Source organism: Pseudomonas sp. NPDC089408 (genome assembly GCF_044749445.1).
Taxonomy (GTDB): Bacteria; Pseudomonadota; Gammaproteobacteria; order Pseudomonadales; family Pseudomonadaceae; genus Aquipseudomonas.
The window spans coordinates 460101-473370 of sequence record NZ_JBIVHY010000001.1 but is presented as its reverse complement, the minus strand read 5'-3'; the positions used below and the strand labels follow the sequence as shown (position 1 = coordinate 473370).

Sequence of the window (13270 nt, the reverse complement as noted above, 5' to 3'; positions counted from 1 at the left end):
GATCGCCTGTAGGAGCGGCCTTGCGTCGCGATGGGCTGCAAAGCAGCCCCGGCAATCTAACTGCTCCCCGGCCGATACTGCAGGGCCTCGGCCAGATGCGCCCGGCCAATTGCCTCGCATCCTTCCAGATCCGCCAACGTCCGCGCCACCTTCAGCAATCGATGCGCTGCCCGCAACGACAAGGTGAGCCGTTCACAGGCCCCCTCCAGCCAGACTTGGTCCGCTGCCTCCAATCGGCAATGTCGACGCAACCCCTCCAGGTTCAAAAACGCATTCGCACACCCTTGCCGTTTGTGCTGCAGCTCCCGCGCCGCAGCCACCCTGACGGCGACATGGGCACTGGTTTCACCGCAAGGCTGGTTGTTCAACGTAGTGCTTTCGCGAGCCACGGTCAGGTGCAGGTCGATGCGGTCCAGCAGTGGGCCGGACAGCTTGTTGCGATAGCGCGCGATCTGCTCGGTGCTGCAGCGGCAGCGGCCCGTGGGGTCGCCCAGGTAGCCGCAAGGGCAGGGGTTCATCGCAGCCACCAGCTGGAAGCGGGCTGGGAAGCGCACCTTGTCGCGGGCCCGGGCAATCACGATCTCGCCTGACTCCAGCGGTTCGCGCAGCACTTCCAGCACACGCCGCTCGAACTCTGGCAATTCATCGAGAAACAGCACGCCATGGTGGGCGAGGGTGATCTCACCGGGTTGCGGCCGGCTGCTGCCACCGACCAGCGCCGGGCCGGAGGCGGAGTGGTGGGGGTGGCGAAATGGTCGTTGTGGCCAGCTGTTCAGCGGCGTATGCCCGCTGACCGACTGGATCGCCGCCACTTCCAGCGCCTCCTGTTCGTCCAGCGGTGGCAGCAGCCCAGGCAGGCGGCTGGCGAGCAGGGTCTTGCCGGTGCCGGGTGGCCCGGTGAACAGCAGGTTGTGCGCCCCCGCCGCCGCCAGCAACAAAGCACGCTTGGCCGCCAGCTGGCCCTGCACCTCGCTCAGGTCCGGGTAGGGCCTTTGCTGCAGGATCAAGCCGTTGGCCGCGTAGGGCGGCAGTGGCACCTGGCCGTTCAGGTGGGCGACCAGCTCTAGCAAGTGGCCCACCGCATACACCACCAGGCCGCCGGCCAGGCTGGCCTCTTCGGCATTTTCCCGTGGCACCACCAGCGCCCGGCCTGCTTCGCGTGCTGCCAGTGCCGCCGGCAGCACGCCTTGCACCGGGCGCAGCTTGCCAGACAGTGCCAGTTCGCCCAGGCACTCGACGTCTGCCAGTGTGGCGCTTGGCACCTGGCCGTCGGCGGCGAGGATGCCCAGGGCAATGGCCAGGTCGTAACGCCCGCCATCCTTGGGCAGGTCGGCGGGGGCCAGGTTCTGGGTGATGCGCCGTTGCGGGTACTTCAAACCGGAGTTGACGATGGCGCTGCGCACCCGGTCCTTGCTTTCCTTGACCGTGGTTTCTGGCAGGCCGACCAGGGTGAGATGGGGCAGGCCATTGGCCAGGTGAGTTTCGACGCTGACGGCGGGTGCCTGTACGCCTACCTGGGCGCGGCTGTGGACGAGGGCTAGGGACATGGACGCTCCGTTGTCGCTGACAGGGGCCGCTTCCTGCGGCTGTGCACAGAATAGCCAGGGTGGCGACGGCAGGCGCAACAAGTGTGCGTCGTGGTTTTTCAGGGCAGGGTTTTCCCTGTGTTTTCAGGTTGCCCGGCAAAAATGGATCCAATAGCCTTTGCGCAGGTACCGGGTATGGCTTAGTGTTATCAGGCAACTGCAGTTGCCATGGAATGGCACCGCGTCTTCTTTCAAATGGATTTGGGGTATTGCTCCGTGCAAACGCTTACCCGCACGCGCCAGGTGATCCGCGAATTGGTGCAGGCCAGTGCATTCGTTGAACTCAACCGCTTTTTCGACAGCCTCCAGGCGCAATGGCATCAGGCCCCGCCTGGCGAGTTTCCCGCCTATCTGGCGGCCATCGAAGGGCACCTGTTGGCCGACGTGGACAACCACGGCGACAAAGCCCTGAGCTTGGTGCTCAAAGCCTGGATCGATGCCTGCCCCAAGGCTTACCACCCGCAAGTGGTAATGGGTATGCACTGTTTCCACCGGGCTTGCCAGGTACAGGGTAATGGCCCGCGCAACGCCGCACGGGCGCTGGCCGTCGAGCAAATATGTGAAACCGCGGCTGCGCATTTGTTGCGTGCCATGGACCGTTCTGCGCAACCGGTGGCCGCGGCCATTGGCATGCTGCGCATCAGTGCGCAATTACGCGAGCCTGGCTGGTTGGTCGAACTGTTCCAGGGGCAGCCTGCGCGCTCCAGGCCTAGCGCCCATGCCGATGTGGAAATACAGGAAGCGGCAGCGCCGATGTTGGTGAAGCATGGAGTGATGCCCTTGGCCGAGCTGCCACAGGCGTTGCCGGCTTGCCTGGGTAGTCGGGCCGAGCACGAAAACCAGGACCCCCGTTACTACTGGCTTCGCCATGCATTGGTCGCGCGACCTGATTGCTTCGAGGCGATCCAGGCCCTTGCCGCTTACCTGTTGCCCCGTTGGGGCGCTAGCGCTGATGCGCTCGAGCTGTTGGCCAATGGCCCGTTGTGCGCAACCTGGGACGAAAGCCTGCGTAACGCATTGCGCTGGATGGGTGTTGAAGAGCGGCTGGTGCTGCCCCATGCCGACCAGTTGCAGGCTGTCGCCGACTGGCAGCAATTGTTCGATGCCTGGTCGCAACGCCAGCTGAGGCCCAGGGAACGTGCGTTGCTGCTGGCCTGGCGAGGCGCGCTGCACAGCAGTGCATTGCATGATCAGGCCGGCGCCATGCGCGACTTTGCGGCGAGCCTGGCGTGCAATGCCGATCACGGTGCGATCCAGGCCATGGGCGAGCCCTTTCACTGCCTGGCCACGCTGATACTGCGTGATGGCCAGGTGGATGAACAACAGTTGTTGCGCCGTGCCATCGAGCGCCTGTGCGATGGCCGTTCGCATGCGGGCGCCTGTGCATTGCGTGCCGCCGGGCACCGCTTTGGCCTGTGGGGGCTGCCGCGCTCGGCCGAGCAGGCCCGGGTATGGTCGCAGCGTGCAGTCAAGCGCCAGCAAGCGGGCCAGGCGCCGGGCTTCGAGGTGTTGGCAGTGGCGCGCCTGCTGTGGGTTGCCAACCGGCATGAGGTGGCGTGTTACCTGTATGAGCGCTGTGCCGAATTGAACCTGCCCGGCGCAGCCCTTGGCTTGTACGAATTGCACCACGGCGGCCTGGGCAATACCCCAGAGCATTACCTGGACGAAGAAGTAGCCGAATATTGGCTGATGCGCGCGGTAGAGGCGGGCAGCCGCCGGGCCAAATACAACCTGGCCTGCCTGCGCATGAAGGGCGACGAAGACCTGAGCGAGCGCAGTGCCATGCTGGCTGTCAGGCGCCTGCTGGTTGATGCGTTGGACAATGCGCAGACCAATGCCCGCGCGCGTTTGCACCTGGGCATGCTGCTGCGCCAGTTTGGCGAGCCGCAGGAGCGGGCCGAGGCGGTGGCCTACCTGTTGAGCCTGGTCGAGCACCCGGACCCGGGTATTGCCGCGCGTGCCAGCGCCGAGCTGGGGTTAGCCTGGATGCAGGGTCGTGGTACCCGCAAGCAAAGCCGCTTTGCTGCCATCGAATGGGTTAACCGTGCGGCGAACCTGCAACCGGGGGACTCGGCTATCGAGGACATACAGGCCGAGATCCTCAATTCGCATAACCGGGTGAAAACCTTGTTCACCCAGTGTGGTGCAGCGCTGTTCCGCGGCACCTTGCATGCCAGTGAGCTACCGCCGAAGCCGGCAGCGTTCGAAACAGGCCGCCTGCAGTCTTAGGCTAAATGCCCCGCGCAAGGCCGCTTTACTCGTTCTGCGGGGACGGGTTCAGTCGAGCTTCCAGCTCGGCCACCTGCTGTTCAAGTGCCTCAAGGCGCGCACGGGTGCGTGCCAGCACGACCATCTGGCTGTCGAATTCGTCGCGGCTGACCAGGTCCAGCTTACTGAACGCCCCTTGCATCAGCACCTTGAACTGGCTTTCCAGTTCTGCGCGGGGCTGGGCGGTATCGCTGCTGAACAGGCGCGAGGCCTGGTCGCTCAGGGCATCGAGAAGGGCTTTGGGCGCGAGCATGGGGCTGTCCACTGAAACGAAGAAATGGCCGGCAGTGTAGCACGGGCAATTCAGCCACTCAGGGTTCGGGCGATTGCACATTTTTCGCGCAATGCGCCCTGCCGCTACGCACCGAAATTGTGCATGTTTTCCGTGCTGGCGACTGGCCAATCCCGACTAAAACACATAACTCACTGTTTTCCGGTGCTTTCCCGGAACTGGCAAGGTTTCTGCAAAGACCTGTACGAGCCATGCACTGATGCAGTTCCTTGTGACCAGGCAGTGCGCACGCGGAGCCGGATGCCGACGACGCGTTACAAAGCCAACCGCTGCGCTTAGACTTGAGACGGGTTTGTTTTCCTGGGGCAAGTCCACCAAATCGGGAGAGAGTTTCATGAAGCTAGTCACAGCCATCATCAAGCCGTTCAAGCTGGACGACGTGCGCGAGTCGCTGTCGGAAATCGGCGTGCAGGGCATCACCGTTACCGAAGTCAAAGGTTTCGGTCGCCAGAAGGGCCACACCGAGCTGTATCGCGGTGCTGAATATGTGGTCGATTTCCTGCCCAAGGTGAAGATCGATGTCGCCATCGATGACAAGGACCTTGATCGGGTAATCGAAGCCATCACCAAGGCAGCCAACACCGGCAAGATCGGTGACGGCAAGATTTTCGTGGTGAATCTGGAGCAGGCGATCCGCATCCGTACCGGCGAAACCGATACCGACGCGATCTAAGCAGCAACAACGCCTCACCAAACCCAACGCCCCAGGAGAAAACAACATGACTCTGCGTAAGATCGCAGGGCTAGGAGCCCTATTGTCCCTCGTAATGCCCGGGCTCGCCCTGGCAGAGGAAGCAGCTGCCCCAGCGCTGAACTCCGGCGACACCGCCTGGATGCTGACCGCAACGGCGCTGGTGCTGTTCATGACCATTCCGGGCCTGGCCCTGTTCTATGGCGGCATGGTGCGTTCCAAGAACGTGCTGTCGGTGATGATGCAGTGCTTTGCAATCACTGGCCTGATGAGCATTCTCTGGGTCGTCTACGGCTACAGCATGGCCTTCGATACCACCGGTATGGAAAAGGGCGTGCTCAACTTCAATTCCTTCGTGGGCGGCTTCTCCAAGGCCTTCCTCAGCGGCGTCACCCCTGAAAGCCTGACCTCGGCCACCGCGCTGTTCCCTGAAGCGGTATTCATCACCTTCCAGATGACTTTCGCCATCATCACCCCGGCGCTGATCGTCGGTGCCTTTGCCGAGCGCATGAAGTTCTCTGCGATGCTGGTGTTCATGGGCATCTGGTTCACCCTGGTGTATGCGCCGATCGCGCACATGGTGTGGAGCGGTGACGGTGCCCTGATGTGGGACTGGGGTGTGCTGGACTTCGCTGGCGGCACCGTGGTGCACATCAATGCCGGTATCGCCGGCCTGGTCTGCTGCCTGGTGCTGGGCAAGCGCAAGGGCTACCCGACCACGCCAATGGCCCCGCACAACCTTGGTTACACGCTGATGGGCGCAGCCATGCTGTGGATCGGCTGGTTCGGCTTCAACGCAGGGTCTGCCGCAGCCGCCAATGGCACCGCCGGCATGGCCATGCTGGTCACCCAGATCGCCACCGCTGCCGCGGCGCTGGGCTGGATGTTCGCCGAGTGGATCGGTCACGGCAAACCAAGTGCCTTGGGCATTGCCTCGGGCGTGGTGGCCGGCCTGGTCGCCATTACCCCGGCTGCTGGCACCGTAGGCCCGATGGGCGCACTGGTGATCGGCCTGTCCTCGGGCGTGATCTGCTACTTCTGCGCCACCAGCCTCAAGCGCAAGCTGGGCTATGACGACTCGCTGGATGCCTTCGGTGTGCACGGCATCGGCGGTATCGTCGGCGCCATCCTCACCGGTGTGTTTGCAGCCCCGGCGCTGGGCGGCTTCGGCGCCGTCACCGACATCGGCATGCAGGTCTGGATCCAGGCCAAGGGCGTGATATTCACCGTGGTCTACACCGCCATCGTCACCTACGTGATCCTCAAGGTGCTGGATCTGGTGATGGGCCTGCGGGTCAACGAAGAAGAAGAGTCGGTCGGCCTCGACCTGGCTCAACACAACGAACGCGGCTACAACCTGTAACTGCGACGCGGTAAAAACTTGCCCGGCTTGCCGGGCATTTTTTTGCCAGATTTTTAACATTTCCCGCTCGGCAAACGGTTTATCCGGCACGTTCGCGACGTAGGTAGAAAACTTACAAGTCGTAAGGCATTTATGGAGCTTTGCTTTTTCTACGGGCGCGCTAGAATGCGCGCCGAAGGGTGTTTACGAGTAGTCCGCACACTTCACCAGCCTTTGCTAGGCTTGCCAATAGCGTGTGGCCAGCAGGGGTTAATGGATTTGTCAGGTCCTGCCAGGAGCAGGGCCTGCTGGGTGCCGCCTCCCATCAGGAGCGCCGACCCAAGGGCAGTGGCCTAACCCACGGCCAGTTGAATTTTCACTGGTGGCTGCCGGTCTACGGCTGCACTGGTCTATAACTAACCTGCTTTTCGCAAGTCATGAGGTAGAACATGAGCGACGACGATCTGGAAAATGATGACCTCGAAGTAGGCGACGAAGACGAGGCTGATGAAGGCCTCGAAGCGGCTGCTGACGATGTCGCCGAAGATGCTGGCGATGATGACAGCAGCCCGGCACCCACTGCCAAGGGCAAATCCAAGGCGGCAGTCTCGGTAGACGAGCTGCCAAGCATGGAAGCCAAGCAGAAAGAGCGTGATGCCCTGGCCAAGGCGATGGAAGAATTCCTTTCGCGCGGTGGCAAGGTGCAGGAAGTCGAGGCCAACGTGGTCGCCGACCCGCCCAAGAAGCCGGACAACAAGTACGGCAGCCGCCCTATCTGAGTGGCTGATCGTAAAAAGCCCGCCGTCGCTGCGGGCTTTTTTGTGGCTGTTCGGCGAGAGATTTTCATTGCCAGTGAGATCGAGCGCCGCCCGCGCGGCGCATCGCGAATAAAATTCGCTCCTACATTTGTTGCAACGTGCCGAACCTGTAACGCCATGGTTGCCAGCCTTGGCGCATGACTTGAGCCGTGCATACAGGCTGACAACCATGGCCTCACAGGCATGGCCACGTTGCAACAAATGTAGGAGCGGCTTTAGCCGCGATGCGCCGCGCGGGCGGCGCTCGATCTACGCACCACCAAGAATATTAAGCCAGCCTCTTGTCAGCGCCAGCGCGCGAGCACGTCGGGCAACTGCGACAGCCGCTGGATCTCGGCATCCGGCGCCTGCTCGCCAGCCCAGGCCTTGCCCTGTGGGTTGAACCACACCGCCCGCAGTCCGGCGCGCTGGGCGCCGGCAATGTCATCACCCGGGTGATCACCAATGTGCACCGCCGCACCGGCGTCCACCTCACCACGACGCAAAGCCTCCAGGAACGGCGCCGGGTCCGGCTTGCCAATGCCCAGGTCTTCGGCGCACAGGGCAAAGCGGAAGTAATCCGCCAGCCCCAGCCGGCTTACGTCGGCATTGCCGTTGGTGACCACGCCCAGGGTGTAGCGGTGGCGCAGAATCTCCAGCACCGGCTGTACCTCGGGGAAGATCTCCACCTGGTGGCGGGCATGCAGAAACACCTCGAAGCCTTCGTTGGCCAAGTCCTGCGCGTGTTTCTCGCTGTAGCCAACTTCTTCCAGAGCATGGAACAGCACACGCCGGCGCAGGGCGCTGATGCGGTGCTTCAGGCCAGGCTCGGCCTGCACCAGGCGCTCCCGGATGGCGAACAGGTGTTCCACCGGCACGCCGCCAAGGATCGGGGCGTTGGCTTCGAGCCAGTCGCGCAGCACGACTTCTGCGCTGGCGATGACCGGCGCGGTGTCCCACAGGGTGTCGTCGAGGTCGAAGGTGATCAGCTTGATGCTCATGAGTCTGTGCCTTTGCTGCGTTTGGCCCGGGGGTGGGCGCTGTCGTACACCGCTGCCAGATGCTGGAAATCCAGGTGGGTGTAGATTTGCGTGGTGCTGATGTCGGCATGGCCGAGCATTTCCTGCACCGCGCGCAGGTCCTGGGAAGATTCGAGCACATGGCTGGCGAAGGAATGGCGAAGCATGTGCGGGTGCAGGTGCTGGCCCAACTCGCGCTCGCCGACCGCTTTCACCCGTTGTTGCACGGCCCGCGGGCTGATGCGGTTGCCCTGGCGGGTGATGAACACGGCGCGGTCGCGCGGGTTGCCGATGCCGCGCAGGCGGTACCATTCCTGCAGCGCCTCGCGGGCCTTGCGGCCAACGGGCAGCACGCGGGCCTTGCCGCCCTTGCCCAGCACCTGCACCAGGCCGGCGGTGAGGTCGAGGTGATCGAGGTCGAGGTTGGTCAGTTCGGACAGGCGCAGGCCAGACGAATAGAACAGTTCGAGCATGGCCTGGTCGCGGCGGGCAATGAAATCATCATCGACGCCGCCATCGAGCAGCTGCAGGGCACGGTCGGTATCCAGCACCTTGGGTAGCCGGCGTTCACCCTTGGGGGCGCTCAAGCCGGTGGCCGGGTCGTGCTGGCACAGGCCTTCGCGGTTGAGGTAGCGGTACAGGCCGCGTACAGCCGACAGCAGCCGGGCCAGGCTGCGCGAGGACTGGCCATGGTGATGCAGGCGTGCGATCAACTGGCGCAGTTGCTGGATCTGCAGCGCCTGCCAGTCGGCAATGCCGTGTTCCTTGCAGTAGGCGATGACCTTGGCCAGGTCGCGACGGTAGCCCAGCAAGGTGTGCTCCGACACCTGGCGCTCATTGCGCAGGTGTGCGCAATAAGCCTCCAGCTGGCGTTCCATCAGCGTACCGAACGCAGGGTTTGGGTAACGCGCGGCACAACGCGGCCGAGTACTTCGGCGATGTAGCCGAGGAACAGGGTGCCGACGCTGCTCTTGTAGTGCTGCGGGTCGCGGCTGCCGATTGCCAGCACGCCGTGCAGCCCTTGGTACTCAAGCGCGGCAACCGCGCTGGAACCCACTTCGCGACGCTGCTCTTCACCGAACAGGAATGCCAGTTCGTGCTCGCGCAGGTTGCCGCTGACTGTCTTGCCGCCGCCCAGCAGGGCACCAATGGCTTGTTGCGCCTCGGCGTTGCTGACCCAGCGCCCGACCGGCGCGACGTTGTCGCCGAACAGGATCAGGCTGACGAAGGGCACCTGGAACTCCTGGCGCAGGCTGTCTTCGACCGCCATGACCACTTCTTCCAGGCTGCCGGCATCGAGCAGGTCGAGGATCAGCCGGCGGGTCTTGTCGAACAGCCGGTCGTTGTCGCGGGCTACGTCCATCAGCTGTGACAGGCGATGGCGCATTTCGATGTTGCGGTCGCGCAGCAGCTTGAGCTGGCGCTCTACCAGCGACACGCTGTCGCCACGCTGGTGCGGAATGCGCTGTTCGATCAGCAACTCGTCGTGCTCGGCGAAGAAGGTGGGGTGGTCGCGCAGGTAGGCGACCACCGCCTCGGCATCGAGCTGCTGGGGTACAACCTTGGGCTGATCGGTCATGACGGTAACTCGCTTAGAGACGAACCTGTCCTTCGTAGACGCGTACGGCCGGGCCAGTCATCACCACGGGCTTGCCGGGGCCGGCCCATTCGATGTGCAGGCGGCCACCTGGCAGGTCGAGGGACACCGGGGAGTCCATCCAGCCCTGGCTGATCGCCGCCACCGCAGCGGCGCAGGCGCCGGTGCCGCAGGCCTGGGTTTCACCCGCGCCGCGCTCCCACACGCGCAGGTTGGCGCGGTGGCGGTCGATGACCTGGAGGAAGCCGGCATTCACCCGCTGCGGGAAGCGTGGGTGGTTTTCGATCTTCGGGCCCAGCTCATGCACGGGGGCAGTATGCACGTCGTCGACACGCAGCACGGCATGCGGGTTACCCATGGACACGGCGGCAATCGAATGCAGCTGGCCGTCGACTTCCAGTGGGTAGTTCAGCGCCTGCGCGTCGGCGACGAAGGGGATTTCGGCTGGGATGAAGCGCGGCGGGCCCATATCGACACTCACCTGGCCGTCGTTCTGCACGTCCAGCACGATGATGCCGCTCTTGGTTTCCACGCGGATGCGCTTTTTCGCGGTCAGGCGTTTGTCCAGCACGAAGCGGGCGAAGCAGCGCGCACCATTGCCACACTGCTCCACTTCGGAGCCGTCGGCGTTGAAGATGCGGTAGCGGAAGTCCACTTCCGGGTTGTTCGGCGCCTCGACGATCAGCAACTGGTCGAAGCCGATGCCGGTGTGGCGGTCACCCCATTGCTTGGCGTGCTTGGGCTGGATGTGCGCGTGCTGGCTGACCAGGTCGAGGACCATGAAATCGTTGCCCAGCCCATGCATCTTGGTAAAACGCAGCAGCATGGGCTTACTCCGGCAGCAGGCTTTCGCCAGCGAACAGTTCGGCGACGGTCTCGCGGCGGCGTACTTCGAACGCCTGGTCGCCGTCGACCAGGATTTCAGCGCAACGGCCACGGGTGTTGTAGTTGGAGCTCATGACAAAACCATAGGCGCCCGCAGACTCTACGGCCAGCAGGTCGCCTTCGGCCAGGTTGAGTACGCGGTCCTTGCCGAGGAAGTCGCCGGTCTCGCAGATCGGGCCGACCAGGTCATAGGCACGGCCTTCGCCTGCACGTGGCTTGACTGCACTGACACCCATCCAGGCCTGGTACAGGGCCGGGCGGATCAGGTCGTTCATCGCCGCATCGATGATGGCGAAGTCCTTGTGTTCGGTGTGCTTGAGGTATTCCACGCGGGCCAGCAGCACCCCAGCGTTGGCCACGATGTAGCGGCCAGGCTCGAATACCAGGGCCAGGTCGCGGTCGCCGACGCGCTCGCGAATGGCCTTGATGTAGTCGGCCACCCGCGGCGGCTGTTCGTCACGGTAGCGCACGCCGACACCGCCACCCAGGTCCAGGTGGCGCAGGTGGATGCCGCATTCGGCCAGGCGGTCGACCAGCACCAGCAGGCGGTCGAGGGCGTCGAGGAACGGATCGATGGTGGTCAGCTGTGAGCCGATATGGCAGTCGACACCGACCACTTCAAGGTTCGGCAGCTGCGCGGCGCGCACGTAGATGGCCTCGGCGTCGGCAATGGCGATGCCGAACTTGTTCTCTTTAAGGCCGGTGGAGATGTACGGGTGGGTACCGGCGTCTACGTCCGGGTTGACCCGCAGCGACACCGGGGCAACCTTGCCCATCTCGGCGGCCACCACTTGCAGGCGCTCCAGTTCGTCGGTGGATTCGACGTTGAAGCAGTGCACACCCACTTCCAGGGCGCGGCGCATGTCTTCACGGGTTTTACCCACACCGGAAAACACCACGCGGTCGGCGCGGCCACCGGCGGCCAGCACGCGTTCCAGCTCGCCACCGGAGACGATGTCGAAACCGGCACCCAGGCGTGCCAGTACGTTCAGCACGCCAAGGTTGGAGTTGGCCTTGACCGCGAAGCACACCAGGTGTTCGGCGCCTTGCAGGGCGTCGGTATAGCTGCGGTACTGGGCCTCGATGTGGGCGCGCGAATACACGTAGGTCGGGGTGCCGTGGCGTTCGGCGATGGCCGACAGGGCCACGCCTTCCGCGAACAGCTCACCGTCGCGGTAGTTGAAAGCGTTCATCTGGTTTCCTTTACTGCGCTGGCGACTGCTCAGGCTCGGCCTGCGGCTCTGGCTGCTGCTCTTGTACCGGGGCCGGCTTGGCTTTTGGCTGGTGCTGGTGCGCCTTGTGCGCTTTGCCGTTATCGCCGTCTTCAGGCAGATACAGCGGGCCTTTCTGGCCGCAGGCCGAAACGAGGCAGGCAACAGCGACCAGCGCCGCGAAGGAGGAAATCAGGCGCTTCATGGGTGAAATCCTTAGAAAATGCAGTATTGCGCCCGAGTATACCGAGCGACCGGCGGCTTGCCTATGCAAGGGCCGGTCCGTCGGGCGGGGCAGCAGAAGCGGCAAGCTTCAAGCTTCAAGCGGCAAGAAAAAGCTATCGGGTGTAGGCTGGGCTTTTTCTTGCGGCTTGTAGCTAGCAGCTTGCGGCTGGCGCTTTGCGCCCGTATCTTGCCGGGCTTGCCTGTAACGCAGCCAATTTTGAGGTTCCTGCAATGAGTTTGAGTGAAGCGCGTTTCCATGATCTGGTCGACGCGACCCAACAGGCCCTGGAAGACCTGTTCGACGAGAGCGGCCTGGACCTGGACATGGAGAATTCCGCAGGTGTGCTCACCGTCAAGTTCGAAGGCGGCGCCCAGCTGATCTTCAGCCGTCAGGAGCCGCTGCGCCAACTGTGGCTGGCTGACAAGTCCGGTGGTTTCCACTTCGACTACGACGAAGAAAGCAAAAAGTGGGTCTGCGAAAAGAGCGAAGAGCTGCTGGGCGAAATGCTCGAACGCATCGTCTGGGAACGGGCCGGCGAGAAGCTGGATTTCGACGAGATCTGACATGAGCGACGCCCAGCCCCGGCCGCCCAAGCCGCTGTACAGCAATGTCAGCCCCGCCGTGCCGTCGCCGTGCATCAGCATCTGCCGGCTTGACGAGCAGCGTGTATGCACCGGTTGCCACCGGCATGTCGAGCACATCCGTGAATGGCGTTCGGCCGATGATGAACGGCGCCGGCAGATCTGCCGCGAGGCCCAGGTTTTGCGCGAGCAGGCTAAGGCACCCTGAGCGCAGGGGCTTGAGTATTTACCCGGCTGTGGTAGTGTCGGGTTCTGCGTCGGTGACGCCAAAGCCATCTCAAACCCCGCCCTTGGGCGGGGTTTTGCTTTATCTGCGCACTGAAAATTGCCTGTTCAAAGGAGTCTGACTGGATCATGAGCACCAAGCCTTCCCTCATCCTCACCCGATTGGACGTACAGCGTCTGGAGCGTCTTATCGACAGCCTCGACGAGAGTACGCCGGGTGTGCTCGCCCTGCAGGACGAGCTGGACCGCGCCGAGCAGGTGGTCGGTCATGAGGAAGTGCCCGCGGGCGTGGTGACCATGAACTCGCGTGTGCACTGCCGTGAGGAAGCCGGCGGCAAGGACTACCACCTGACCCTGGTGTACCCGAAGGATGCCGGGGCAGAGGGCAAGGTCTCGATCCTGGCGCCGATTGGCTGCGCCTTGCTGGGGTTGTCGGTGGGTGAACAGATCGACTGGCCGGCACCCGGGGGCAAGACCCTCAAGCTGAAGCTGCTGGAAGTCGAGTACCAGCCGGAAGCGGCGGGCGATTTCGACCTCTGAGATTTTGGGG

Annotated in this window: 15 protein-coding genes; 7 read left to right on the top strand and 8 right to left on the bottom strand. The window is 63.5% G+C overall.

Going from position 1 to position 13270, the window contains the following annotated elements; all coding sequences use genetic code 11:
• Positions 1-56 precede the first annotated feature (56 nt).
• Positions 57-1547 (bottom strand): YifB family Mg chelatase-like AAA ATPase, encoded by a 1491-nt coding sequence (locus ACIP02_RS02090; RefSeq protein ID WP_400612750.1) that lies wholly within the window; start codon positions 1545-1547, stop codon positions 57-59.
• A 255-nt stretch (positions 1548-1802) separates the two neighbouring features.
• Here ACIP02_RS02090 and ACIP02_RS02085 point away from each other — a divergent pair, with 255 nt between their 5' ends.
• The gene (locus tag ACIP02_RS02085; protein ID WP_400612748.1) at positions 1803-3815 is read left to right on the top strand and encodes a DUF4034 domain-containing protein; all 2013 of its coding nucleotides are present in this window, start codon (positions 1803-1805) and stop codon (positions 3813-3815) included.
• A 25-nt stretch (positions 3816-3840) separates the two neighbouring features.
• Here ACIP02_RS02085 and ACIP02_RS02080 read toward each other — a convergent pair whose 3' ends face one another.
• Positions 3841-4107 (bottom strand): accessory factor UbiK family protein, encoded by a 267-nt coding sequence (locus ACIP02_RS02080; protein ID WP_400612746.1) that lies wholly within the window; start codon positions 4105-4107, stop codon positions 3841-3843.
• A 373-nt stretch (positions 4108-4480) separates the two neighbouring features.
• Here ACIP02_RS02080 and glnK point away from each other — a divergent pair, with 373 nt between their 5' ends.
• From glnK to sutA, 3 genes are all read left to right on the top strand, one after another.
• Entirely contained in the window at positions 4481-4819 is a 339-nt protein-coding gene (gene glnK, locus ACIP02_RS02075; protein WP_002555808.1) for a P-II family nitrogen regulator, read from the top strand.
• Between the two features lie 46 nt (positions 4820-4865).
• Positions 4866-6200: an ammonium transporter gene (locus ACIP02_RS02070; RefSeq protein ID WP_400612744.1), complete on the top strand. Its 1335-nt coding sequence runs from the start codon at positions 4866-4868 to the stop codon at positions 6198-6200.
• 428 nt (positions 6201-6628) lie between these two features.
• Positions 6629-6958, top strand: coding sequence for a transcriptional regulator SutA (gene sutA / locus ACIP02_RS02065; protein ID WP_400612742.1), 330 nt, complete (start codon positions 6629-6631; stop codon positions 6956-6958).
• Positions 6959-7281: 323 nt separating this feature from the next.
• On the opposite strand, the gene ACIP02_RS02060 is transcribed toward sutA, so the two are convergent.
• From ACIP02_RS02060 to ACIP02_RS02035, 6 genes are read right to left on the bottom strand one after another with little or no spacing between them, the layout of a single operon-like run.
• Positions 7282-7977, bottom strand: a complete 696-nt coding sequence (locus tag ACIP02_RS02060) for an HAD family hydrolase (protein ID WP_400612740.1) — start codon at positions 7975-7977, stop codon at positions 7282-7284.
• Positions 7974-8873: a tyrosine recombinase XerC gene (gene xerC / locus ACIP02_RS02055; protein ID WP_400612738.1), complete on the bottom strand. Its 900-nt coding sequence runs from the start codon at positions 8871-8873 to the stop codon at positions 7974-7976. Before xerC ends, ACIP02_RS02060 begins: the two co-directional genes overlap by 4 nt.
• Entirely contained in the window at positions 8873-9574 is a 702-nt protein-coding gene (locus ACIP02_RS02050; protein ID WP_400612736.1) for a DUF484 family protein, read from the bottom strand. The genes xerC and ACIP02_RS02050 overlap by 1 nt, the downstream gene beginning before the upstream one ends.
• Positions 9575-9587: 13 nt before the next feature.
• Positions 9588-10418 (bottom strand): diaminopimelate epimerase, encoded by an 831-nt coding sequence (gene dapF, locus ACIP02_RS02045; protein WP_400612733.1) that lies wholly within the window; start codon positions 10416-10418, stop codon positions 9588-9590.
• A 4-nt stretch (positions 10419-10422) separates the two neighbouring features.
• Positions 10423-11670 carry a diaminopimelate decarboxylase gene (lysA, locus tag ACIP02_RS02040; protein ID WP_400612730.1) on the bottom strand — a complete coding sequence of 416 codons (1248 nt, stop codon included), beginning with the start codon at positions 11668-11670 and terminating at the stop codon, positions 10423-10425.
• 10 nt (positions 11671-11680) lie between these two features.
• On the bottom strand, positions 11681-11893 hold the full coding sequence (locus ACIP02_RS02035; protein ID WP_201207499.1) for a lipoprotein: 213 nt from the start codon (positions 11891-11893) through the stop codon (positions 11681-11683).
• 251 nt (positions 11894-12144) lie between these two features.
• Here ACIP02_RS02035 and cyaY point away from each other — a divergent pair, with 251 nt between their 5' ends.
• The 3 genes from cyaY (at position 12145) to rnk (ending at position 13260) form a co-directional block, all read left to right on the top strand.
• A complete protein-coding gene (gene cyaY, locus ACIP02_RS02030) occupies positions 12145-12477 on the top strand; it encodes an iron donor protein CyaY (RefSeq protein ID WP_201207500.1) in 333 nt (110 codons plus the stop codon).
• Position 12478: 1 nt separating this feature from the next.
• Positions 12479-12703 (top strand): DUF1289 domain-containing protein, encoded by a 225-nt coding sequence (locus tag ACIP02_RS02025; protein WP_400612727.1) that lies wholly within the window; start codon positions 12479-12481, stop codon positions 12701-12703.
• A gap of 146 nt (positions 12704-12849) precedes the next feature.
• Positions 12850-13260, top strand: coding sequence for a nucleoside diphosphate kinase regulator (gene rnk, locus ACIP02_RS02020; RefSeq protein WP_400612724.1), 411 nt, complete (start codon positions 12850-12852; stop codon positions 13258-13260).
• Positions 13261-13270: the final 10 nt, after the last annotated feature.